19 protein-coding genes and 1 pseudogene are annotated in these 22,397 nt (G+C 68.3%); 9 read left to right on the top strand and 11 right to left on the bottom strand.

What is annotated here, in order from left to right; translation table 11 throughout:
* Positions 1-730 precede the first annotated feature (730 nt).
* Positions 731-1,627 (bottom strand): LysR family transcriptional regulator, encoded by an 897-nt coding sequence (locus ACQW02_RS10050; RefSeq protein WP_431285104.1) that lies wholly within the window; start codon positions 1,625-1,627, stop codon positions 731-733.
* A 126-nt stretch (positions 1,628-1,753) separates the two neighbouring features.
* On the opposite strand from ACQW02_RS10050, the gene ACQW02_RS10055 reads away from it, so the two are divergent.
* Genes ACQW02_RS10055 through ACQW02_RS10065 form a run of 3 tightly spaced genes read left to right on the top strand, consistent with a single transcriptional unit; the run spans position 1,754 to position 4,918 of the window.
* Positions 1,754-2,683, top strand: coding sequence for a dihydrodipicolinate synthase family protein (locus tag ACQW02_RS10055; protein ID WP_431285105.1), 930 nt, complete (start codon positions 1,754-1,756; stop codon positions 2,681-2,683).
* 29 nt (positions 2,684-2,712) lie between these two features.
* A complete protein-coding gene (locus tag ACQW02_RS10060) occupies positions 2,713-3,891 on the top strand; it encodes an enolase C-terminal domain-like protein (protein ID WP_431285106.1) in 1,179 nt (392 codons plus the stop codon).
* Between the two features lie 43 nt (positions 3,892-3,934).
* Positions 3,935-4,918 carry a Bug family tripartite tricarboxylate transporter substrate binding protein gene (locus ACQW02_RS10065; RefSeq protein WP_431285107.1) on the top strand — a complete coding sequence of 328 codons (984 nt, stop codon included), beginning with the start codon at positions 3,935-3,937 and terminating at the stop codon, positions 4,916-4,918.
* 699 nt (positions 4,919-5,617) lie between these two features.
* Here ACQW02_RS10065 and ACQW02_RS10070 read toward each other — a convergent pair.
* From ACQW02_RS10070 to ACQW02_RS10105, 8 genes and pseudogenes are all read right to left on the bottom strand, one after another.
* Entirely contained in the window at positions 5,618-5,821 is a 204-nt protein-coding gene (locus ACQW02_RS10070; RefSeq protein ID WP_431285108.1) for a 4-oxalocrotonate tautomerase, read from the bottom strand.
* Between the two features lie 127 nt (positions 5,822-5,948).
* Positions 5,949-6,713 (bottom strand): annotated as a pseudogene (locus ACQW02_RS10075) (IS5 family transposase).
* A 69-nt stretch (positions 6,714-6,782) separates the two neighbouring features.
* Entirely contained in the window at positions 6,783-7,763 is a 981-nt protein-coding gene (locus ACQW02_RS10080; RefSeq protein WP_431285109.1) for a hypothetical protein, read from the bottom strand.
* Positions 7,764-7,765: 2 nt separating this feature from the next.
* A complete protein-coding gene (locus tag ACQW02_RS10085; RefSeq protein WP_431285110.1) occupies positions 7,766-8,746 on the bottom strand; it encodes a Bug family tripartite tricarboxylate transporter substrate binding protein in 981 nt (326 codons plus the stop codon).
* Positions 8,743-11,124: a xanthine dehydrogenase family protein molybdopterin-binding subunit gene (locus tag ACQW02_RS10090; RefSeq protein WP_431285111.1), complete on the bottom strand. Its 2,382-nt coding sequence runs from the start codon at positions 11,122-11,124 to the stop codon at positions 8,743-8,745. The genes ACQW02_RS10085 and ACQW02_RS10090 overlap by 4 nt, the downstream gene beginning before the upstream one ends.
* Positions 11,125-11,603: 479 nt before the next feature.
* The gene (locus tag ACQW02_RS10095) at positions 11,604-11,900 is read right to left on the bottom strand and encodes an antibiotic biosynthesis monooxygenase (RefSeq protein ID WP_431285112.1); all 297 of its coding nucleotides are present in this window, start codon (positions 11,898-11,900) and stop codon (positions 11,604-11,606) included.
* A 268-nt stretch (positions 11,901-12,168) separates the two neighbouring features.
* A complete protein-coding gene (locus tag ACQW02_RS10100; RefSeq protein WP_431285113.1) occupies positions 12,169-13,365 on the bottom strand; it encodes a CaiB/BaiF CoA transferase family protein in 1,197 nt (398 codons plus the stop codon).
* Positions 13,362-14,327 carry a Bug family tripartite tricarboxylate transporter substrate binding protein gene (locus ACQW02_RS10105; protein ID WP_431285114.1) on the bottom strand — a complete coding sequence of 322 codons (966 nt, stop codon included), beginning with the start codon at positions 14,325-14,327 and terminating at the stop codon, positions 13,362-13,364. Before ACQW02_RS10105 ends, ACQW02_RS10100 begins: the two co-directional genes overlap by 4 nt.
* 194 nt (positions 14,328-14,521) lie before the next feature.
* Between ACQW02_RS10105 and ACQW02_RS10110 the strand changes: the two genes are divergently transcribed.
* Positions 14,522-15,349, top strand: a complete 828-nt coding sequence (locus ACQW02_RS10110) for an IclR family transcriptional regulator (RefSeq protein WP_431285115.1) — start codon at positions 14,522-14,524, stop codon at positions 15,347-15,349.
* 5 nt (positions 15,350-15,354) lie between these two features.
* Here the strand turns inward: ACQW02_RS10110 and ACQW02_RS10115 are convergent, their stop codons facing one another.
* Both ACQW02_RS10115 and ACQW02_RS10120 read right to left on the bottom strand, forming a co-directional pair.
* Entirely contained in the window at positions 15,355-16,344 is a 990-nt protein-coding gene (locus ACQW02_RS10115; protein WP_431285116.1) for a tripartite tricarboxylate transporter substrate binding protein, read from the bottom strand.
* 22 nt (positions 16,345-16,366) lie between these two features.
* Positions 16,367-17,716, bottom strand: a complete 1,350-nt coding sequence (locus ACQW02_RS10120) for an aspartate aminotransferase family protein (RefSeq protein WP_431285117.1) — start codon at positions 17,714-17,716, stop codon at positions 16,367-16,369.
* A gap of 143 nt (positions 17,717-17,859) precedes the next feature.
* Between ACQW02_RS10120 and ACQW02_RS10125 the strand changes: the two genes are divergently transcribed.
* The 5 genes from ACQW02_RS10125 to ACQW02_RS10145 are packed head-to-tail and all read left to right on the top strand — an operon-like array spanning position 17,860 to position 22,397.
* Positions 17,860-18,744, top strand: coding sequence for an SMP-30/gluconolactonase/LRE family protein (locus ACQW02_RS10125; RefSeq protein WP_431285118.1), 885 nt, complete (start codon positions 17,860-17,862; stop codon positions 18,742-18,744).
* Complete coding sequence (locus ACQW02_RS10130) at positions 18,741-19,655, top strand: dihydrodipicolinate synthase family protein (RefSeq protein WP_431285119.1); 915 nt, start codon at positions 18,741-18,743, stop codon at positions 19,653-19,655. The genes ACQW02_RS10125 and ACQW02_RS10130 overlap by 4 nt, the downstream gene beginning before the upstream one ends.
* Positions 19,655-19,939 carry a (2Fe-2S)-binding protein gene (locus ACQW02_RS10135; protein WP_431285120.1) on the top strand — a complete coding sequence of 95 codons (285 nt, stop codon included), beginning with the start codon at positions 19,655-19,657 and terminating at the stop codon, positions 19,937-19,939. Before ACQW02_RS10130 ends, ACQW02_RS10135 begins: the two co-directional genes overlap by 1 nt.
* Positions 19,936-21,312, top strand: a complete 1,377-nt coding sequence (locus ACQW02_RS10140; protein ID WP_431285121.1) for an FAD-dependent oxidoreductase — start codon at positions 19,936-19,938, stop codon at positions 21,310-21,312. Before ACQW02_RS10135 ends, ACQW02_RS10140 begins: the two co-directional genes overlap by 4 nt.
* Positions 21,309-22,397, top strand: coding sequence for an NAD(P)/FAD-dependent oxidoreductase (locus tag ACQW02_RS10145; protein ID WP_431285122.1), 1,089 nt, complete (start codon positions 21,309-21,311; stop codon positions 22,395-22,397). The genes ACQW02_RS10140 and ACQW02_RS10145 overlap by 4 nt, the downstream gene beginning before the upstream one ends.

Consider the following 22,397-nt stretch of genomic DNA (forward strand, 5'->3'; position numbering starts at 1 on the left):
GAGAGTGGATAGGCTTGCGCCGAGGTGCACTGGAGGCGCCAGGGGCGGGCGCCGGGGACGACGTCGTTGGTCGATGTCATGGTGAGCGGGGCAGGGGGGCCGATGTCCCGGAGACGACCGACGCGCGTGGTCCTACGCGCCCTATCAGGTTTCCTTGCCTGCCAAGCGGTCTTTGCAAGGCGCCGCTTCGGCCAGACGCGTCCCTGTTCTGTAAGGATCATTCCCTGGTCGATGCGCCGGTGGGCGAACCACAAGTCTTTGATATTCTAAAGAAGCTGCCAGAGTGTGCCTTGGCCGAAAGCACGTTTGGCCTACTTTCCCTGATTTTTTCCCTGAAAGCAGGGAACTGAAGCCAGAGACGGGTTCGCAGCAGACTGCGTCCACAATCAGGCAGTCTGGAGATTTCCGCAGTTTGCTGGATCGTGCGGTGAATCGCCGAAAAGCTGACGGTTGTTGGCCTGATCAATAAGCTGGTGAAGCCGGAGGAGTTGGGAGCCGCCGTTGCGGAAACCGTCGGCATGATCCTCAAGGCGTTCCCGCCATTGGTTCAGTTGGCGAAGCGGTGCATCGATGTCGGCATGGAACGTGCCCTACCCACCGGCATGAATGACGACCTGGTGGCGATCGATCGTTGCCTCGCCGATGCCGGTTGTCGCGGCCGCGCACATCGACCCGCGGCAAGTCAGGCTCCCGGACTGACAGCCGGAAAACGCGGAGTGCGATGCATCCACTATGTCTCTTGCTCGAAGAGGCATGCCAGCAACTCGCGGACAGGTGGAACTGCCGCATTGCCATTGTCCCGCCGCCAGACCGCATGGAGCCTGACGCGCAGGTTCGGTGGCAGCGGCAGCGGGCGGAGCACGACATTCGCGAAGCACGCGTTCTGCGCACTGGACGGCACGAGCGCTGCACCAACGCCGGCGCTGACCATCGAAAGGATGGCATGTGTCTGACTCGCGTGCAGCACATAGTCCGGCAGAATGCCTGCCTCACGGAAGAGCAGCGTCAGCATCTCGTGCAGGTACCAGCCGTCATGTGGCGAATACATGACGTAGGGCTGCCGATCGAGGTCGGCGAGGCGCAATGCGCGTTTGGTCGCCAGACGCTCGCCCCGTCGAACGGCAAGCATCAATGGTTCGCTCTGCACGAGCAGCTTGTCGAGACCTCGATGCTCGAGCGGCAGTCGGACGAGACCGATGTCGATCCTACGTGAGGCAAGAGCATCGATCTGATCGACAGTGAGAAGCTCCTTTATCACCAGATCGACCTTGGGAAGCTGATCCCGCGCTCGCGCAATGAGCCGAGGCACGGCGCTGTAGGTTGCCGCGCCGATAAAGCCGATGGCGACGGAACCGCTCTGTATTCCAACGGCGCGCCGCGCTGCGTGGCCGGCAGCCTCGGCCTGCAGCATCAAGGCCCTTGCCTCGGCGAGGAATGCACGGCCGGCCGAGGTCAACTGCACGGTCCGGCTGCTGCGTTTCAGCAGTTCGACACCGATTTCCCGCTCTAGCGCCTGGATCTGCCGGCTGAGGGGAGGCTGCGAAATGTTCAGCCTCTCGGCCGCACGGCCAAAGTGGAGCTCGGTCGCCACGGCGATGAAGGAACGGAGTTGCCCGATCTCGAACATTGATGCGTCTCCAGTATCGATCAGATACCAAACTAGTCTTGGACGAGGAACGATAGCCAGCGCTATCCCAGGAGGAGAAGACGCGGCTCGGACCGGCGTCCAATTCTTGGGGGAAGTGAGCGGGACATGGCTCCAGATACGCGCCTTGCCGAAGCCCTGACCGGTGTGTCCGGCATCCTGGTCACGCCCTTCGATGCTGACGATCGCCTTGCCCCGGAGAAGCTGAAGCCGGTGGTGGACCGGGCGGTCGCGGCCGGTGTCCAGCTTCTCGTCGCGAACGGCAACACCGGAGAGTTCTACAGCCTGACCACGGCCGAGGCCGAGGCGATGGTGCACGCCGCGTCGGAGCAGGTTGGCGGGCGCATACCGCTGGTTGGCGGCGTCGGCCGCAGCGTGGGTGACGCCTGTGCGCTGGCGCGCGCCTCGCGGGCGGCCGGCGCCTCGGCCCTGATGGTCCATCAGCCGCCGGACCCGTTCGTCTCGCCGCGCGGCGTCGTGCGCTACGTGGAGCGGGTGGCCGAAGCCGGCGGCGGCCTGCCTCTCCTGCTCTATCTGCGGAACGACGGCATCGGCCTCGACGCTATCGAGGCGCTGTGCAACGTGCCTGGCGTTGTCGGCGTGAAATGGGCGGCGCCGACGCCATTGCGGCTCGCCGAGGCCATGCGCCGCGCTGATCCAACCATCATCTGGGTCGGCGGACTGGCGGAGGTCTGGGCGCCCGCCTTCTACGCGGTGGGTGCGCGCGGCTTCACCTCCGGCCTCATCAACGTATGGCCGGAGCATTCGGTCGCGATCAACGCCGCGCTGGAAGCTGGTGACTACCGCCGGGCGAATGCCCTCATCGACGCGATGTCCGGTTTCGAGGCGCTGAGGGCCGAGGAGCAGAACGGGACCAATGTCTCGGTCGTCAAGGCGGCGCTGATCGCCCTGGGCGACGACTGTGGCGCACCGCGTCCACCCGCCGGCTGGCCCCTGACAGATCAGGCGCAGGCAAGGATCCGCGCCCTTCTCAGGGACTGGGGGCTGCCCGAGGGCACCGACCGCCTGCGCACCTGACACAGCAACGCAAGGAACGTGAGAACATCATGGGTCTGATCGAGAAGATCGAGGTGACGACCTTCACCAATGACGTGAAGGATTTCGCACGGAATTTTGGCGACAACGTCGTCGGCGGCTCCCTGGTCTATGACCCAGGCAAGGTGACGAAGCGGCCGGTCCTGATGATCCGGATCGTCACCGATGACGGGCTCACCGGCGAATATGCCTTCTGGACGCTGCCAGGCGCGGCCGAACAGGCTGTCGTCGCGGCGCGCACGGCGGTGGGTCGGCCCTGGCATGCACGGGAACTGATCTGGCGCACGGCGCGCCGGGCTTCGCGGCCCGCGCATTCCTATGGTCTCTGCTTCCTCGACTGCGCGCTGTGGGACCTCGCGGGCAAGGCGCAGGGCGTCTCGCTCACGAAGATGCTCGGCGGCTGGCGCAGCGAAGTGCCCGCCTATGCCTCCTGCCACAATGGCGATCGCAAGGGGAATCTCTCGAGCAAGGAGGCTGTCGCCGACTTCTTCCTGGGCCTGAAGGAGAAGGGCTTCGCAGGCTTCAAGATGCACTCCTGGCACGAGGGCGACAAATGGGAGGAAGCCGCCAACGTCGCGCATATGCGTGAGAAGCTTGGCGAGCGGGCGGAGCTCATGCTCGATCCGGCCTGCGTCTTCAACAACATCTCCGACGCGATCTTTGTCGGCAAGGCCGCGCAGGACGCCGGTTTCCGTTGGTTCGAGGATCCGCTGCGCCCGACCGGCCTCGGGATCTACGCGCACAAGCAGCTGCGCGAGGCGCTCGACATCCCGATCCTGCAAACCGAGCATGTCGCAGGGCCCGAGGCGAAAGCGGATTTTCTGCTCAATGGTGGCACCGACCTGCTGCGGGTCGACGCCCATTATGATCTCGGCGTGACGGGCTGCCTCAAGACGATCCACTTCGGAGAGTCGCTCGGCGTCAGCACCGAGATCCATCAGCCCAGCCCTGTGCACCGGCACCTTGTCGCCGCCATGCAGTCGACGGGCATGTACGAGGTGGCGAACGTCTCCCCGGCCTGGCTGAACCCGTCGCCCGAGATCTACACCTGCGGCTACAGCGACCATGTCGACGGCATCAGCGCCCGCGGCACCCTGCCCGTGCCGGCAGGACCTGGCATCGGCGTGTCCTACGATTTCGACCTCATCGCGCGGTCGAACCCGACGACGGTGACGATCGACGCCCCCTGAACGACGCCTCGGCCGCGCAAAAACAATAAAGGAGGAAACGATCATGGACCGTCGCGAGGCCCTCAAGGGCCTTCTCGGGTTCGGTGGCCTGGCCACCTTGCCGCCATCCGCCCGCGCCCAGGAGGCATGGCCCTCGCGGCCGGTCACCATCATCGCCCCCTTCGTGCCGGGCGGTTCATCCGATCTCATCGCGCGGGCCATCTCCGGACCGATGCAGCGCGCCATCGGCAAGCCGGTGTTGGTGGAGAACCGCCCCGGCGCCAATGGCGAGGTGGCGGCGCGCGCCGTGAACCGCAGCGCGCCCGACGGGCACATCCTCATGATCGGTTCGATCGGCACCTGGTCCATCAACACGGCACTGCGTCCGAACCTCGGCTACGATGCCGAACGCGGCTTCACGCATGTAACCCTGGCCGCGACGACGCCGAACGTGCTCGTCGTCAATCCGGAACGCGTTCCCGCCCGCGACGTGACGGGCCTCGTTGCCTGGTTGAAGGAAAACCGCGGCCGAACCTCCTACGGAACCTCGGGCGTCGGCTCCTCGGATCAGGTGACGATGGAGCTGTTCAAGCAGGTAACGGGGACGGACCCCACGCACGTGCCCTATCCGGGCGGCGGTGCCGCGCTGACGGACCTCTTCGCTGGAAACGTGCAGATGATGGTGACGAACCTCAGCATCCTGACGCCGCACATCCAGTCCGGGCGTCTGCGCGCCATCTTCATCACGTCGCGCGAACGGTCGCCCCTGTTGCCGGACGTCGCCACGGCGACCGAAGCCGGCATCCCCGACCTGGTCGTCTCGTCCTGGCAGGGCGTGATGGCGCCGCCGGGGATGGCGCCGTCACTCCTCCGCCAGGTGCACGCGGAAATCGCCAAGGCGCTGCGCGATGAAGCCACGGTGCAGCGGCTGGATCAGATCGGCTTCCAGGTCGTGGCCAGCACGCCGGAGGAGTTCGCCACGTTCCAGGCCGACGAGATCACGCGCTGGCGTCGCGTGATCCAGGCGGCTGGCATCACCCCGGAGTAGGGCGCCGCGAGGCACCTCGGCCATGCCTGCCTGGCATTTCCGGCGCGGCCGACCCGGCTTGGCCGCCGCAACCTTGAAGAGGAGGAAAAAAGGCATGTGAATCGGCGCTTTGCCCTTGCTGCGCCGGCCCTGCTTTTCGCGGTACGCAGCGGCCGCGCCTGGGGCCAAGGTGCGCGTTTCCCGAGCAAGCCAGTACCGGTCGGGAACCGGACGGGCGCGGATGGCGTCAGAGGCACCGAGCTCGTCACCCGAAGCGCGCCGGATGGGCACACCATCGCCCTCGTAATGCCGCCTTCTATCAACGGCCCTACGACACGATCCGCGACGTCACCTTCGTCACCCAGACCACGGCGATGCCGCTCGTGCTCTGCGCCTCTCCCCCAATACGCCGGCGGAACTGGTGGAGCATGCGAAGCGCAATCCTGGCGTCACCTTTCCCGGAACCGGCGGCGCGGTGCGCCTGGCGCCGCTTCTGTTCGCCCCGCGAGCGGGAAACCAGCTGGAACACGTCCCCTCTGGTGCGGTTGCCGAAGTTGCTGGGGGCCGCGGCATGACCACGCTCGAGTTGCGTCGGGTGCGGGCAAAAACCCAGGCAGTGGCGGCACAAAAAACAAGGAAAGCGGCCGATCTCAAGGCGAACGTCCGTTGCCTGCTAAGGGGCCGCAACCTCGGGCGGCGAGATAACCACCAACCAGTCCTTCAGGAGCCGGTGGGGGCGGGCCGATCCGATGCCAGCACGCCACCGGTCGCCCAATCCGACTTCTCCACGTCCTGTAGGATGATCTGCACCGACTGTGGCGCGCCGCCGACAGCCGCGACGAAGGCTTCGGTCAGTGCCTTCGCTAGCGCCCGCTTCTGGTCAGGCGTGCGACCGGCGAACATTTCGACGCGAATGACGGGCACGGGCGATTTCTCCTGGACGTCGGGTTGGGAAGCGGCTGGCCGAAGGCCAACACGATGAAATCACTAAAGATATTTTGCCCCCTCGCAAGTGGGCGCGGGAGAGCCGCCTGCTAGGTGGTGTGGACACTCACCTCAACCACAGGATGGTCGCGGCGAGAGTGACGACGCTGAGGTAGTGCCGTGCGGTCTTCTCGAAGCGAGTTGCGACGCGGCGGAACTGCTTGAGCTTGCTGAAGCAGCATTCGACCAGGTGGCGCTGGGCGTAGAGGTGCTTGTCGAGTGGGTTGCTTGCGCGCGCGTGACGGGTTGTTCGGGATGACGGCGATCGCGCCTTTGGCGGCGATTTCCTTGCGCAGGGGATCGGCGTCGTAGGCGGCATCGGCCATGACGACATCGGCGGGAAGCCCGTCGATCAGCGCGTAGGCTTGCGGGCAATCGCCGCGCTGGCCGCCGGTCAGGGCAAGGCGCACCGGGGCGCCAAGACCGCGCACCGCCAGATGGATCTTGGTGCTCAGCCCACCGCGGGAACGGCCGAGGGCCTGATCTTCAGACCCCCTTTTTTTGCGCCGGCGGCGTGCTGGTGGGCGCGGATGATGGTGCTGTCGACGATCAGGTACTCGAAGTCCGGATCATCCGACATCGCCTCGAAGATGCGCCGCCATACCCCTTTGTCGCTCCAGCGGCTGAAGCGACGGAAGACACTGTTCCACTCGCCAAACACCTCCGGCAGATCGCGCCACGGAGAGCCCGTGCGCACAATCCACAGCACCCCCTCGACGAACATCCGATTGTCGCGGCCGGTCGAGCCCTTCTGGTCAGGCCGGCCAATGATCAACGGCGCCATCCGCTCCCACGCAGCATCGCTCAACACCAGACGATCCAGAACGCCCAAGGCCGCCTCCCCAAAGGCAGCCTTGAATCACACCTCACACAGTTCAGGAATCCCTAGAGTCCACACCACCTAGGGCTCCTCGGCCCCACGCACGAACAGCTCCTCGATACCGACGCGGCGGGCCGACACGCCCTGCTCCGCGCAATAGTCCAGAAAGGCTTCCAGCGTCGTCCGGTTGCGGTCCACGCCGTAGGGCCAGGGGTCGGGGCCGAACAGCGCCTCGGCTTTCGCCGCCGTCGTCCAGTTCCACGGATAGGGGAAGCGGGAGGCGAGGCTGTCGCGTAGCCGCGCCAGGCTGCGCTGCTTCGCGGCCTCGAAGCCCGCCAGCAGGGCCGCGGCGACGCCGGGCTCCTCCGCCACCTCACGCCGCAGCGCGATGACATGCATGATCGGGAAGATGCCGGTGCGGCGCGCATAGTCGCGTTCCTGCGTGGCCACATCATCGACCAGCCGCTTCACCAGCCCACCGGGCGCGTTGAAACTCGCCGGCGGCTGCGGGCCCATCACGGCATCGAGTTCGCCCGACAGCAGCATCGCATCGAGCGAAGAATCCGGCCGCGCCGTGCGCCGCAATCCCGGCGGGTAGTGGAAGGTCAGGTTCTCCTTCCGCCCAGCAGTGTCGAGCCCGGCCTGCACCCATTCGATCTGGGTCAGCGGGATGCCGACCTCATGCTGCAACCAGCCGCGCGCGTAGATGCCGGCGGTGGTGGCCCAGTCGGGATCGCCGATGCGGCAGCCGCGCAGATCCTCCGGCCGCTTCACCTTCCCATCCGCGCGGATGTACCAGGACGACAGGCGGAACATGCGGGAGGGGAAGACCGGGATCGCCGTCAGGCTGCGATCCCCCTGGCCCAGCCGCGCGACATACATGCCGAGCGACATTTCGTGCACGTCCCACGGCTGGCCGCGCATGGCGCGCTGGAAGATCTCGCCGACCGGTTGCTGATCGACATCCAGCGCGATGCCGGGCGCCGAGACGACGCCGGCGATCAGGTCCCGCACATGATCATAGTCAGAAATGGCGAGGCTGAGCCGCCGTGCGTCTGCCACGATCAGCTATCCTGCACGCCGGGGCTCTGTGCCGCGTCGCGCAGCACCGGCGCTTCGGCCTGCATGACCGCCGCCATTTCGGCGGGCGAATTGCCGACGGGCGTGTTGCCCAACATGACCAGGCGCTGCGCCACATCCGGCATGCGCACGATCTCGCCAATCTCACGCGCCAGGCGGTCGATGATCGGCTGCGGCGTGCCGGTCGGCGCGACATAGCCATTCCAGTTGAGCACCACGAAGCCCGGCATGCTCTCGGACACGGTCGGCACATTCGGCAACTGCGGCATGCGCTCGGCGGAGGCGACGGCAAGCGGGCGAAGCTGCCCGGCGAGCGAGGCCGGCAACAGGTCGCCCGGCACGCCGGTCAACATCTGCACGCGACCGGAAATGGCCTCGGTCAGGCTCTGCGCGCCGCCACGGAAGGGCACATGCTCGATATTGAGGCCGAGGCGGTGGAGCCAGAGCGCAGCGGTCAGTTGCGTGATCGTGCCGCGACCTGGCGAGCCGTAGTTGTACTTGCCCGGCTCCGCGCGGATCAGCGCCACCAGTTCTTCCAGCGTATTCGCCGGCACGGAGGGATGTACGGCGAAGATCGCGGAATTCATGCCGACGATGCTGACCGGCACGAAGTCCTTCGCGGGATCGTACTGGACCGGCTGCAGGTGCGGCAGGATCGCGGTCTGCGTATTGCCGCAGAACAGCAGCGTGTAGCCATCGGGCGCCGTGCGCGCGACGTATTCGGCGGCCAACTGGCCATTCGCACCCGCGCGATTGTCGGCGACGAAGGGCTGGCCGAGCCGCTGGGTCAGGTGCTGGGCCGTGATACGCGCCATCGCGTCGGTGCCGCCGCCGGGTGGATAGGGAATGACGACGCGGACAGGGCGGGTCGGCCAGGCCTGGGCATGCCCCGCCTGCGACAGAAGCGGCAGGGCGGCGGCGCCCAACAGGCTACGGCGGCCGAGCATAGGAAGACGAAGGGTCATGCTTGGTACTCCAGGGAAACAGGGGAGGACGTGGAACGCGTGGCGTGCAGGGCGCGCCAGATGCGCTCCGGCGTGGCGGGCATGTCGATGTGCGTGATGCCGAAGGGCGCCAGCGCATCCAGGATGGCGCAGATCACCGTGGGCGGCGCGCCGATCGTCCCGGCCTCACCGCCGCCTTTCGCGCCAAGCGGATTGACCGGCGTCGGCTGCGGATTGTCGAGCAGCGTCACCGGAGGAATGTCGGCCGCGCGCGGCATCGCATAATCCATGAAGGACGCGGTCAGGAGTTGGCCGCTTACGGGGTCATGCAGGATCTGTTCCATCAACGCCTGGCCAATGCCCTGCGCCACGCCGCCCTGCACCTGGCCTTCCAGCATCGCATGGTCGACCACCGTTCCGACATCGTCGGCGACGATGTAGCGCTGGATGGCGAGCATGCCGGTCTCCGGGTCGATCTCCACCTCGCAGACATGGCAGCCATTGGGATACGTGGGTGCGCTGGCGGCGAAGATCGCCGCCTGGTCGAGGCCAGGCTCCAGCCCTTGCGGCAGGCGGGTTGGTGCGAAGGCGGTCCGCAGCACCTCGGCGAAGGTGACCTGCAGGTCCGTGCCCTCCACCGCGAAGGCGCCGTCCTGGAAAACCAGGTCGGCTTCGGCGGCTTCCAGCAGATGCGCCGCGATCAGGCGCCCTTTCGCGACGACCTTGTCCGCCGCCTGCGCCAGCGCCGACCCGGCGGCGGCGACGGAGCGGGAGCCAAAAGTCCCGCGACCGAAGGCAACGAGGTCGGTGTCGCCCTGCACGACACGAATGCTGTCCTCCGCCACGCCCAGATGCTCGGCGAGCATGCGCGCGAAGACCGTCTCATGTCCCTGGCCCGCGGCGGCGGTGCCGAGGGTCAGGAGGATGCCGCCATCGGGTTCGAAGCGGATGTCGGCGCGTTCCTCGGCCGGGCTGCCAAAGGGGCCGCCCGCCTGTTCGATGGCGTTGATGAGGCCTAGGCCGCGCAGCTTGCCTTGCGCCTCGGACGCCGCCCGTCGCGCCGGGAAGCCGGCCAGATCGGCGGCGCTTTCGGCCAAGGCCATGCCGCGGGCGAAATCGCCGCTGTCGTAGTTGAACAGCAGTGCCGTCTGAAACGGAATTGCCGCCTTGGGGATCAGGTTCTGGTGGCGCAGCGCGATGCGGTCGAGCCCCATCTCGGCGGCGGCGGCATCGATCAACCGTTCCACGACATAGGTCGCCTCGGGCCGCCCGGCGCCGCGATAGGGCGCGGTCGGCGCGGTATTGCTGAACAGCCCGCGCACCCGCGCATGGATCACCGGCGTCGCATAGACGCCAGCGAGGGAGCCGAGGTTGTTCGTCATCGAATGCGCGCCGCGCAGCGCCACCATGGCGCCGATGGCCGCATCCGTTTCGACCGTGATGGCGAGGAAGCGGCCCTGTTCATCCAACGCCAGCGCGGCTTCGGTGACGTTGTCGCGCGCATGGTCGTCGGCGACGAAGCTTTCGCTGCGGTCACCGATCCAGGCGATGGTGCGGCGAAGCCGCCGCGCCAGCCACAGCACCAAGGCGTATTCGCGGAACAGCCCGCCCTTCAGCCCGAAGCCGCCCCCGACATCCGGCGGCGAGGTGACGCGAAGCTGGCGTTCCGGCACTTTCAGCACGGTATTGGCAAGCACGCTGCGCACCTGGTGCGGCATCTGCGATGGCACGGTCAGGTGCCAGCGCTTTGCGCCCTCGTCCCAGGCGCCGATCGCCACGCGCGGCTCGATCGGGCTGGCATGGACGCGCTGGTTCACCAGCCGCAGCCGCGTGACGTGATGCGCGCTCGCCATCGCCTGCCGCGCCGCCGCCGCGTCGCCGATGTCGTAGATGAAGCTGCAATTATCCGGCACGTCGGGCCAAAGACGCGGCGCATCGGGGCTGCCTGCCAAGGCCGTATCCGTCACGGCATCCAGCGGTTCGTAATCCACCTCCACGGCCTCTGCGGCATCCAGCGCGGCGATGCGGCTGGTGGCGACGATGGCCACGACGGCGTCGCCGACATGACGCACGCGGTCCGTCGCGAGGATGCGATGCGGCGGTTCCAGGATGTCTCGCGGGCGGCCGGTCGCATCGCGCGGACGGCTGACGCAGGGAATGGTGCCGAGGCCAGCGGCTTCGAGATCCGCGCCCGTGACGATGGCCAGCACGCCGGGCATGGCGCGCGCTTGCGAAATATCGATCGCGGCGATGCGCGCATGCGCATGTGGGGAGCGCAGCACATGAAGGCGAAGTGCATCGGACGGCACGAGGTCGGCGGTGAAATGGCCGAGGCCGCGCAGCAGGCGGTCATCTTCCCGCCGAGGCCGGCGAGCGGGGTGTCCAAAGCGATCAGCCATCGTAATTCACAACTGCCTTGGGTTGGAGAATGGATCGTGGCGCAGGGAACACTTCTTCCAGGCGCGGCGCCGGCTGGCAACCGTGTGGCATGCTGCGGCAGGGTCGCTAGGCCGGCGGGAAGGGAGCAGGTTATTGAGCCTCAGGTCCATGGACCAATGTGGCATGCGAAGAGGATGGACGATGGCCATGACCTGCGCCAGGCCCTGGATCATCGCCGTATATGCTGCGCCGCGCGCGGCCGTGGAAAGGGCTCAGCGCAAGATGAGGTGAGCGAGGGAGTTGGAACTGCTGTGCCGCGAACATCCGCTATTGGGTGATCTGTGCGGAGGGTGGCGTGGCGGTGCACTCCACCGCAGCCTCGCCCCTCGTCGTGGCCGAGGCCGATGTCTTGTTTCAGTCCCTGATCGTCGCGCGCGATCCGCCAGCGCAGCATGGCGTGGCCGCGCAGCCTGGCGCGGCTGATGCCGGCGGGTATCGACTATTTCAGTGCCATCACCACGGGCCCTGATACGGCGTCGGTGACCCCAAGACCGCCCCCGAGATCCTCAAGCGTGTCGCGGAAGGAGTTGAGTGTCGCGATCATATGGGGCCGCGCCCCTGCAAGGGCCTCCGCGTCGGTCCATTCGGCGATGATGCAGTAGCTGTGATCGCCCGTCTTGATGATGTTGGCGTGCACGAGGCCCGGCCATTCCGGACGGACGTTCCTGTGCGCGTCGAGGAAATCCTGATCGCGGCCGGGCTTGACTCGGAACCGGACGGTGTTGAATGCGGTCATCGCTTTCTCAGTCCTTCTTGCCGAAACTGGAACCTCTCCTCCGCCGCGCCTGGCTCGGCGGGCCGGTCCACAGCTTCGGTGTCTCCGGCGGGCGCGGCCAAACGGCTGTGGTGGAAGGCGGCCGCCATTCGAGAGCGCCATGCGACATCGGAAGCTGTTGACCACCCAGAGATTACCGCGCTTTTGGCTGCCGCTACAAAACATTCCGCACTCGCGCGAGACCGGACCCAGCGCCCTCGCGCCCTGAGAGGGCATACGCCGATTCCGGTCACCCGAAGGCGCCGGCCTGTTCGAGCAGCGCGATCGCCGCGGCATCGAACCCCGCCTCGTCCAGGATGCTCGCCCGGTCCTGGTCCAACCCCGGGGGCGGAACGTCCAACGCGGGTCCGTCCTCGGCGGCGGCAAAGGCCGCGACTGGGACGGCCAGGCCCTGGTCCATCCCCGGCCAGGGCACGCGCGCCACCACGCCGCGACCGGCGGCATCGCTGTCGGAAAGCGCCTCGGCCAGGGTCCGCACGCGGGCGGCCGGCACAACCCCGGCCAGGATCGCCTCCCAGGCATGGGCGGGGCGTTGGCGCAGGGTTTCGGCCAGTTCGGCGCGCAGGGCGGCGCGATGCGGGTCCTGCCGCCGCACGTCGGCGAAGCGCGGGTCCTCCAGCAGGTCCGGCCGGCCGATCAGGCGGCATAGCGCGTCGAACTGCCGCTGGTTGCAGGCGCCCAGCATGATCTGCGCGCCATCCGATGCCGCGTAGCAACTGGCCCCGGCCAGCGCGTGTTCATTCGCATGCGGCACGGGATGCTTGCCGCCATTGAGCAGGCCGGAGATCGTCGGGCCCATCAGCATGAAGGCGGTGTCGAGCATCGACACGTCCACATGTTGGCCAAGCCCGGTCCGTTCCCGCCGCAGCAGAGCGGCCGTCAGGGCAAAGGCGGCCATGGTGCCGGAGGCATAGTCCAGCACCGGGGCGCCCGCCTTCAACGGGCCGGAATCGGCCGTGCCCGTCATCGCCATCAGCCCGCTGAAGGCCTGCACGACATTGTCGTAGACCGGCCGCTCCGCGAGGTCGCCCCGCTGGCCAAATCCGCTCAGCGAACAGGTGACCAGGCGCGGGTTGCGTGCCGACAGGCTGGGATGGTCCAGCCCCAACCGCGCCATGACGCCGGGGCGGAAATTCTCCACCACGACGTCCGCCGTGTCGGCCAGGCGAAGCGCCACGTCGCGCCCCGCCGGGGTGGCAAGGTCGATCACGATGGAGCGCTTGTTGCCGTTCTGCACGGCGTAGTGGTCGCCCATCAGCGCCTGGCGCAGCGGCTCAAGGCTGCCGCGCCCGCGCATGTAATCGCCGACGCCGGGCTCCTCCACCTTGATGATGTCGGCGCCCAGCAGCCCGAGTTGGTAGGTGCAGAACGGACCCGCGATGACGTGGCTGAAATCCAGCACGCGGATACCGTCGAAGGCTCTCATGCCGGTTGGATATTCGCGCGGCGGGCGACTTCCGCCCAGCGCGCGGATTCGGCTGTGATGAAGGTACGGAAGGCGGCGGCGTCGCTTGCGACCGGTTCGAAGCCGCGCTGCTCCAACTCGGTCGCGATGCCCTGGCGCATCGCGGCGATCATGTCCTGGCCGATTTTCTGCGTCACCTCCGGCGGCGTCTGGCGCGGTGCCAGGGCGCCAACCCAACCGCCGGCGGTGAAGCCCTCAAGCCCCTGTTCGCTCAGCGTCGGGATTTCGGGTGCGAGGATGCTGCGGTTCAGGGTCGCGACGCCGATGGGCTGCAATTGGCCCGACCTGATGAAGGGCAGCACGGCCGGGATGGCGTCGAGCGACATCTGGATGCGCCCGGCCAGAAGGTCGGCCATCAGTGCGGCGCTGCCGCGATAGGGCACATGTTCCAGGTCCAGCCCGGTGCGCTGCCTGAACAGCTCCGACCCGAAATGCGTCGTCGTCCCGACGCCCGAGCTGCCGTAGGACAATTGCCGGCCGCGCGCATAGGCCAGGAACTCCGGCAGGGTCTTTGCCGGCACCGTCGGGGACACGACCAGGGCAAATGGGTTGCGCGCGATCAGGGTGATCGGCACCAGGTCGGTCTCGGGGTCATAGGGCAGGCTGCGCTGCGTCAGCTTGGCCACGACGATCTCGGCGGCCGAGGCGATCAGCAAAGTGTGGCCGTCCGGCGGGGAGCGGACGACGAAATTGGCACCCAGGGTGCCGGCGGCGCCGGTGCGGTTTTCCACGACGATCGGCTGGCCCCAGACCGGGGAAAGCTTGTCGGCCATCAGCCGCGCCGTGACGTCGATCGTGCCACCGGCGGTATAGGCCACGATGAAGCGGAGCGGCTGGGTCGGCCAGGCCGGTGTCTGAGCTTGGGCCTTGAGCAAAGGCAGCGCGGCGAGGGCGGGCAGCAGGCTGCGTCGGGCGATACTCATCACGGATGCTCCTTGTTGGATCGGACGATGGACGCCGACCGCATTTGTCTTGCGGCGGCGGCGTGGCTAAGCAGAAGGGCGCGCGCCCGATCATGGGCGCGCGGGAAGGCGTGGCGGCGTGGACCGGCCGTGCCCGTCATCCGGCGGGCACCACGTGGCGGCCGCCCAGCCATACAGGACCCCAAACAGGGACCATGACCGCACCTATCGACCGCCAAAAATTGATCCCCGGCGTCCCGGCCGAAAACCACGAGAGCTACCTCGTGCCGGGGCTGGAGCGTGGGCTGCGGGTGCTGGAAGTGCTGGCCGCGGCCGAGCGTGGGCTGACGGTCCGCGAATTGGCGCAGCGCATCGGCATTGGCCGGTCGTCCGCCTTCCGCCTGGTCTATACGTTGCGCTTCATGGGCTTCCTGGAAGGCAGCCCGGATGAACGCGTCTATCGGCTTGGCCCGCGCGTGTTGAACCTGGGCTTCGCGTATCTGAACGGGCAGAGCCTGATCCAGGTGGCGCAGGGCGTGCTGGAGGCGTTGCGCGATGCCACGGGCGTATCCGCGCACCTGGCCATCCGCGACCGGCGCGACGTGCTGTTCCTGGATTGCGTGCAGTCGCGCAGTGGCTACCTGACGACCTTCAACACCGGCACGCGTTTGCCGGCGTCGGTCATGCCCATGGGTTGGCTGCTGCTTTCCGACATGTCGGCGCGGGAGATGGCCGACCTGTATCGCGATGGCGCCCTGCCGGCGCGCACGCCGGATTCGCCGGCCGACCTGGCCACGCTGATGCGCAACGTCGCGCAGGCAGCGGCCCTGGGGCATGTCGTCAGCCGTGGCATGGTGGACCGCGGCGGCAGTTCCGTCGCGGCGCCCGTCTTCGACCAGTCGGGCCATGTGGTCGCGGCCATCGATATCTCCGGCCCCGATGTCGCGTTCCGGTTCGACGAGATGGACAGTTTCTACGTGCCGGAAGTGTTGAAGGCGGCGCGCGCCATTTCCGAACGCCTGGGTTACTTCCCCGCGGCCTGACATCGTCAGGGCGCCGGGTCGGCGGTCAGCTTGGCTTGGCGCACCAGCGCGGCCCAGGTGCGTGTCTCCTCGGCCAGGAAGCGCTCCAACCCCTGCGGATCGCTGGCGCGGATTTCACTGCCATCCGCGACCGCGCGCGCCTGCAGCGCGCTGTCCGATGTCGCAGCGATCAGCGCCGCGTGCAGCCGATCGATGATCGGCTGCGGCGTTCCGGCTGGGGCGAACAAGCCCTGCCAGAACACGGCATCGAATCCCGGCAGCGTGTCGGCGACCGGCGGCAAGTCTGGCAGCGCCGCCATGCGTTCGGCCGAGGATACCGCGATCGCCCGCGCCACGCCGCGATCAAGCAAGGGCCTGGCAAGCAGGGCTGAGCAAAAAATTGCCTGCACGCGATTGGCCGAAAGGTCGAGCAGCGCGGGCGCGAGGCCGCGATAGGGTACGTGTTCGGCCTCCACCCCCGCGCGCTCGGCCAACAGGGCGAAGACCAGATGGTTGGCGGAGCCGTTGCCCGAACTGGCGTAGTTGATGCGCCCGGGATTGGCCCGCATGTAGGCGATGAACTCGGCCAGGGTGCGGGCCGGCACGGCATCCTGCACCAGCAACAGGAAGGGGCTGCGATAGACCAGCCCGACGGGGGACAACTCCCGCATGGGGTCCCGCGGCGTCAGGCTGGGGTCCAGCGCCGGATTGATCGCCAGCGAATTCGACCCCAGCAGCAGCGTGTACCCATCCGGCCGCGCCCGCGCGACATAGGTCGATCCGATGGAAGTGGCGCCCCCGCCGCGATTTTCCACGACGACGGACTGGCCCAACGCCTGCCCCAACAACTGCGACACCGGCCGGCCGAAGGAATCGGTACCCCCGCCGGGGGGATAGGGGATGACGACAGTGATCGGGCGATCGGGATAGGCCGGTTGGGCCTGGACGCCCCGGCCCATCGCCAGCAGCGGCGCCGCCAACAAGGCGCGGCGGGGGATGATGCTGCTCTGGGCCATCGGGCTGTCTCCTCGCGTCACGTTAGGCCGCCAACGGCCGGGCGCCGAGCGCCTGTTTCAGGGAGACGTCCAGCTTGTCCACGATCTCGTCGATCTGCGGCGCGCTGAGGATAAAGGGCGGCGCCAGCAGGACGTGGTCGCCATTCTCGCCATCGGCCGTGCCGCCGGAGGGGTAGCAGATCAGCCCATTCGCCAGCGCCACCCGCTTGATCTGCGCGGCGAGGCCCAGGGATTTGGGGAAGGGCGCCTTGGTGGCCCGGTCGGCCACGAGTTCCATCGCCCAGAACAAGCCGCGCCCGCGAATATCGCCGACATGCGGATGGTCGCCGAAACGCGCGCGCAAGGCCGCTTCCAGGTCGCGCCCACGTTGCTGGACGGCGCCGAGCAGTTGTTCTTCCTCCAGCGCCCGCATCACCGCCAGCGATCCGGCGCAGGCGATGGCGTGGCTCATGTAGGTATGGCCGTGCTGCAACGTGCCGCTGCCGGCGGCGAGGGGGGCGATCACCGTTTCGCTGGCCAACAACGCGCCGATCGGCTGGTAGCCGGCGCCCAGGCCCTTGGCGATGGTGATGATGTCCGGGCAGACATCCTCCTGCGCGATGGCAAAAAGGCTACCGGTGCGGCCCATGCCGCACATCACCTCATCGGCGATCAGCAGAACGCCGTAGCGGTCGCAGACCTCGCGGATACGCCGGAAATAGCCGGGCACCGGCGGCACGCAGCCGATGGTGGCGCCGACGACGGGTTCGGCGATGAAGGCGGCCACGGTCTCTGGCCCCTGGCGTTCGATCTCGACGGCCAGTTCATCGGCCAGACGAGTGGCATAGGCGTCGTCACTCTCGCCCGGCGCCTGGAAACGGTAGGCGAAGCAGGGCGAGACATGCGCCACGTCCATCAGCATCGGCGCATAGGGCGCGCGCCGCCCGGCATGGCCGCCGATGGCCAGCGCGCCCAGGGTATTGCCGTGATAGCTCATGCGCCGGGCGATGAAGCGGGCGCGCTTGGGTTCGCCCTTTTCCCAAAAATGCTGGCGCGCGAGTTTCAGCGCCGCCTCCATCGCCTCCGACCCGCTGCCGAGGAAGGCGACCCGTCCGGCGCCGAAGCCCGCGGGGGCGCGGTCGATCAGCAGCGCCGCCAGGTCTTCCGCCGGCTGGTTCGTGAAGAACGAGGTGTGGCTGAACGGCATGCGGCGCAGTTGCGCCTCGATCGCCGCGATCACGCGCGGGTGGCTGTGCCCCAGGCAGGACACGGCGGCGCCGCCGGAGGCGTCGAGGTAGCGCTTGCCTGTGGTGTCGAAAAGATACGCACCCTCACCCCGCTCGACGAGCGGGGGCGTGGTGCGAAGGTCGCGGTGAAGGATGGCGCTCGGCATGAAGATATCCGGAAGATCGGTGTCTTGTGGTTGATATGCTAAACACTAGACCGTATAGGAAACAAGAGCCGAGGCGAGACGGCTTCCGGAATGGGCTTGGGAGGCAGATGCTCACCCGCATGCGAACCCTGCTGGCGACCCCTGTGACCCGTTTACCGGAGGCCCTGCATTGGAAAGGCGAGCCGACCGCCTGGGTGCGCACGACGCGCCCCGGGCAGCGGCTGCATTCCTTCCTGGAGGGGTTGAGCGTCGACGCCGATGGCACGGCCTGGATGGTCGATGTGCCGCATGGCCGCATCCTGCGTGTCACCCCTGATGGGCAATGGGATGTCGCCTTTGCCTATGATGGCGAACCGCATGGGTTGTGCCGCCTGACGGACGATGCCTGGGTGATTGCCGATTACCGCCGCGGCCTGCTGCGGCTGGATTTGGCGGAGGGGCGGCTGAGCACGCTCTGCGCCGGCGTGAATACCGAGAATTTTCGCGGCCTGAGCGACCTGTGCCGCGGGCCGGACGGGTCGATCTGGTTCACCGATTCCGGGCGATCCAGCCTGTCGGACCCAACCGGCCGGCTGTTCCGGCGGTGGCCCGATGGGCGACTGGACCTGGTCTTGCCGAATGTGCCCTATCCGAACGGCGTCGTGGTCGGTGGCAGCTTTGTTTATCTGGCGGCGACGCGGGCCAACGCGGTCTGGCGCCTGCTGGCCGACGCGCCGGATCCGCTGCTGCCGATGGTCGGCACCTATGTGCAACTTTCGGGCGGGCTGGGGCCGGATGGTCTGGCCATGGATGCGCAGGGCCGCCTGGCCGTGGCGCATGCCCAGGCCGGGACGGTCTGGCTGTTCGACGCCATCGGCTTTCCTCTGCTGCGTATCCGCACGCCGGGGGGGCTCTGGACAACCAGCGTCGCCTTCAGCCCGGATGGGCGGTTCCTGATGATCGTGGAGGCGCAGGCCGGCGCACTCCATCGCGTGGATCTTGAACAGGCCCAACTTGAGCTAGCCCTGGCTGAGGAGCCCATCGCGTGACCGCATTCCCCCTCGATCGCACCACCCTTGGCGGCTACGTCCCCGCCGTCGTCACCCCCTTCACGCCCACCGGCGAGATCATGGAGGATGGCTTTGCCGAAATCGTCGGCTGGCTGATCGACCATGGCGCACGCGGCATCTGCGTCGCCGGCGACAATGGCGAGAGCTGGACACTGAGCGCCGCCGAACGCGCGCGCCTGACCGTCATCGCGCTGAAGGTCGCGGCGGGCCGCGTGCCTGTCATGACCGGCTGCACCGCGCCATCGGCCGCCCAATCGGTCGCCTATGCGCGCGCGGCGATGGAGGCCGGCGCCGATGGCCTGCTGATGATGCCGCAGACCTATGTGCTGAAGGCCACGAGCACGGAACTGCTGCGGCGGTTCGAGGCTGTGGCCAAGGCCGTGCCGCTGCCGATCGTCGCCTATAATTCCCCGCGCCGCACCGGTGGCGTCGAATTGTCGCTGGATGACCTGGAAAGCCTGACCGGGATCGCGCCGATCATCGGCATCAAGGAAAGCAACCGCGACTTCTTCCATCACAGCCACCTGCTGCACCGCTTCCGCGACCGGCTGGCGGTGATGGTCGGGCCTTGTCACTTCATTTTCCCTGGCGTGGCGCTGGGGGCGGCCGGGTTCATCGCCACGGGGCCGGAACTGCTGGGGCATGATGCCGGGCGCATCATGCAGGTGGGTGCCCAGGCGCCCGGGCCGGAACTGGCGGCGCTGCATCACAAGCTGACGGTGGCCTACCAGGTATTGATGGGCATCGGCACCTGGCCGGCGGCCTTCAAGGCCGCGCTCAACCTGATGGGCCTGCCGGCCGGCGTGCCGCGTGACCCTGTGCTGCCGCTGGAAGCCGATGCGCTGGAGACCCTGAAGCGCCGCCTGTCCGAGGTCGGGCTGCTGGGCTGATGGGCCTGCGCATCACGACCGGCATCGCGCGGGCCGCACCGGTGCGCTTCCGCTTCGATGGCGTCGAGATCGAGGGCATTGCCGGTGAAAGCGTCGCGGTGGCCTTGCTGGCGGCGGGCATCCGCGCCTTGCGGACCGCCCCCGGCGATGGCGGTCCGCGCGGCATGTTCTGCGCCATGGGCGCTTGCCAGGAATGCGTGGTGCTGATCGACGACCACTTGGCCGAAGCCTGCCGCGTGCCGGTGCGCGCGGGGCTGGATGTCCGCCGGCAAACGCCGCCGTGACTCGCCACGACGTCATCGTGCTGGGGGCGGGGCCGGCCGGCGTGGCTGCGGCGATCGAGGCCGCGTCGCGTGGCCGGTCCACCCTGCTGATCGACGAGGCGCCCGCCGCGGGCGGCCAGGTTTTTCGTGCTCCCGCAGCGTCCATCCTGCGCGGCCCGCCGGAACCAGGGGCCGCGTTGCGCGCCACCCTGGCTGCCAGTGGCGTGCGCTGCCTGTTCGACCGCCGCGTCTGGTTCCTTGCCCCCGGTTTCCGTGTCGCCTGCGTCGGGCCAGAGGGGCAGGAGGAACACACGGCCGGGACGCTGATCCTGGCCAGCGGCGCGCAGGAACGCGTGCTGCCCGTGCCGGGTTGGACGCTGCCTGGCGTCATTGGCCTGGCCGCGGCGACGGTCCTGTTGAAATCCCAAAAAATCCTGCCTGGCCGGCGCGTGGTCGTCGCGGGCACCGGGCCGCTGTTGTTGCTGGTTGCCGCCACCATCCTGGCCGGTGGCGGCCAGGTGGCGGCGATGGTGGATGCCGCCGACACAAGCGACTGGCTGCGGCTGGCACCACACCTTGCCGCGCGACCTGACCTGCTGGCGCGGGGCCTGGGCTGGGCCGCGCGGGTGAAGCGCGCGGGCGTGCCGGTGCTGCGCGGCCATGCCGTCGCCCGCGTGCTTGGCGACGACGGTGTGACGGCGGTGGAGGTCGTGCCGTTGCACGGCGGCCCCGCGCGGCGCTTTGACGCCGATGCGCTGTGCCTGGGGCACGGACTGTTGCCGGCGACCGAGGCCACGCGGTTGCTGCGTGCCGAGCACCGCCACGATCCGGCGCTGGGGGGCTGGGTGCCGGTCATCGACGCGCTGGGCCGGACCTCGGTGCCCGGCTTGTTTGCCTGCGGCGATGGCGCCGGGGTGCTGGGCGCCGATGCCGCGCCGCTGACCGGGCGGCTGGCGGCGCTGGGCGCCTGCGGGCTTGGCGTGGCCGATGCCGAGGTGATCGCGCTGACCGCGCGGCTGGCACGCACCCGCCGCTTCGGTGCGGCGATGACGCGCATCGCGACGCCGCCCGCGGCGCTGCTGGACCTGGCGACGCCCGACACCATCCTGTGCCGCTGCGAGGGGCTGCGCCGGGCCGAACTGGAGCCGGAGATCGATGCCGGCGCCGTCACCCTCACGGCGCTGAAGGCCGCGACCCGTTGCGGCATGGGCCCCTGCGGCGGGCGCTATTGCGCCGAGGCCGCCGCGATGCTGATCGCCGCCCGCACCGGCCGGTCGCGGGAGGCCATTGGCCCCGGCACCGGCCGGCCGCCGCTGCGCCCCGTGCCGATCGATCTGCTGGCGGGGGATTTCGACTACGACAGCCTGCCGATCCCGGCCCCGGCGCCGCTGTGACCTACGACCTGGTCGTCATAGGCGGTGGCATCATGGGCTGCGGCGCCGCGATCCGCGCGGCCGAGGGCGGCATGCGCGTGCTTGTGCTGGAACAGGGGGACATCGGCAGCGGGGCGTCGGGCGTGAATGCCGGCACGCTGTCCCTGCAAATCAAGCGCGTGAAACTGATGCCCTATGCGTTGCGGGGCCATGCCTTGTGGAAGCAGGCGGGCGCGGCGGTGGGGTTTCATGAGACCGGCGGCTTCACCCTGGCCTTCAACGCGCGCGAGGCGGCGTTGCTGGAAGAGCGCATGGCGATGAAGGCCGCCGCCGGCGCGCCGATCGAGATGGTGTCGCCGGCACGCGTCGCCGAGGCCGAGCCGCATGTCACTCGGCGCATCGTCGCGGCCAGTTGGTGCGCGGCGGATGGCTACGCCAATTCCAGTCTGACGGGGCGCTTCTACCGCTTGGGGTTGGCGGCGGCCGGGGTGGTTATGCGTGAACAAACGCGCGTCACCGCCATCGACCGCGATGCGGCGGGATTCACCATCCGCGTGGGTGAGGAGCGTATCTCCGCCAAACGGCTGTTGCTGGCCTGCGGCGGCTGGTTGCGGGCCGCGGGCGCGATGATCGGCCTGGACCTGCCTGTGCGGGCGCGGGTCAATACCGTGTCGGTCACCGAACGTGCGCCGCCGCTGATGCATGGCGTCATCGGCCATGCGACCGGGCTGCTGACCATGAAGCAGAAGCCGAATGGCACGGTGCTGATCGGTGGTGGCTGGCAGGGGCTTGGCAGCCCGGACGATGGCCACACCGTTGCCGACCTGGACACGCTTCTGCCCAATCTGCGCCTGGCGCAATACGCCGTGCCGGGCCTGGCTGTCTGCCGCGTGGTGCGGACATGGACGGGGTTCGAGGCGAATGTGCCCGACTTCTACCCACTGGCCGGTGAGGCGCCCGGGGTGCCCGGCGCTTTCATCCTGGGCTGCGTCCGCGGCGGCTATACCATTGGCCCCTACATCAGCCGGCTGATGGGGGACCTGATCCTGCAACGCCAGACCGAACTGCCGCTGTTCGATCCCGGCCGCCAATTTGATGGAACATGA

Origin of the sequence: Humitalea sp. 24SJ18S-53 (assembly GCF_050632385.1) — a bacterium.
Taxonomy (GTDB): Bacteria; Pseudomonadota; Alphaproteobacteria; order Acetobacterales; family Acetobacteraceae; genus Humitalea.

Coding starts and splice junctions, on each gene's coding strand:
- ACQW02_RS10050 (WP_431285104.1), bottom strand. CDS start 1,627: ATGTTCGAGATCGGGCAACTCCGTTCCTTCATCGCCGTGGCGACCGAG.
- ACQW02_RS10055 (WP_431285105.1), top strand. CDS start 1,754: ATGGCTCCAGATACGCGCCTTGCCGAAGCCCTGACCGGTGTGTCCGGC.
- ACQW02_RS10060 (WP_431285106.1), top strand. CDS start 2,713: ATGGGTCTGATCGAGAAGATCGAGGTGACGACCTTCACCAATGACGTG.
- ACQW02_RS10065 (WP_431285107.1), top strand. CDS start 3,935: ATGGACCGTCGCGAGGCCCTCAAGGGCCTTCTCGGGTTCGGTGGCCTG.
- ACQW02_RS10085 (WP_431285110.1), bottom strand. CDS start 8,746: ATGACCCTTCGTCTTCCTATGCTCGGCCGCCGTAGCCTGTTGGGCGCC.
- ACQW02_RS10090 (WP_431285111.1), bottom strand. CDS start 11,124: ATGGCTGATCGCTTTGGACACCCCGCTCGCCGGCCTCGGCGGGAAGAT.
- ACQW02_RS10095 (WP_431285112.1), bottom strand. CDS start 11,900: ATGACCGCATTCAACACCGTCCGGTTCCGAGTCAAGCCCGGCCGCGAT.
- ACQW02_RS10100 (WP_431285113.1), bottom strand. CDS start 13,365: ATGAGAGCCTTCGACGGTATCCGCGTGCTGGATTTCAGCCACGTCATC.
- ACQW02_RS10105 (WP_431285114.1), bottom strand. CDS start 14,327: ATGAGTATCGCCCGACGCAGCCTGCTGCCCGCCCTCGCCGCGCTGCCT.
- ACQW02_RS10110 (WP_431285115.1), top strand. CDS start 14,522: ATGACCGCACCTATCGACCGCCAAAAATTGATCCCCGGCGTCCCGGCC.
- ACQW02_RS10115 (WP_431285116.1), bottom strand. CDS start 16,344: ATGGCCCAGAGCAGCATCATCCCCCGCCGCGCCTTGTTGGCGGCGCCG.
- ACQW02_RS10120 (WP_431285117.1), bottom strand. CDS start 17,716: ATGCCGAGCGCCATCCTTCACCGCGACCTTCGCACCACGCCCCCGCTC.
- ACQW02_RS10135 (WP_431285120.1), top strand. CDS start 19,655: ATGGGCCTGCGCATCACGACCGGCATCGCGCGGGCCGCACCGGTGCGC.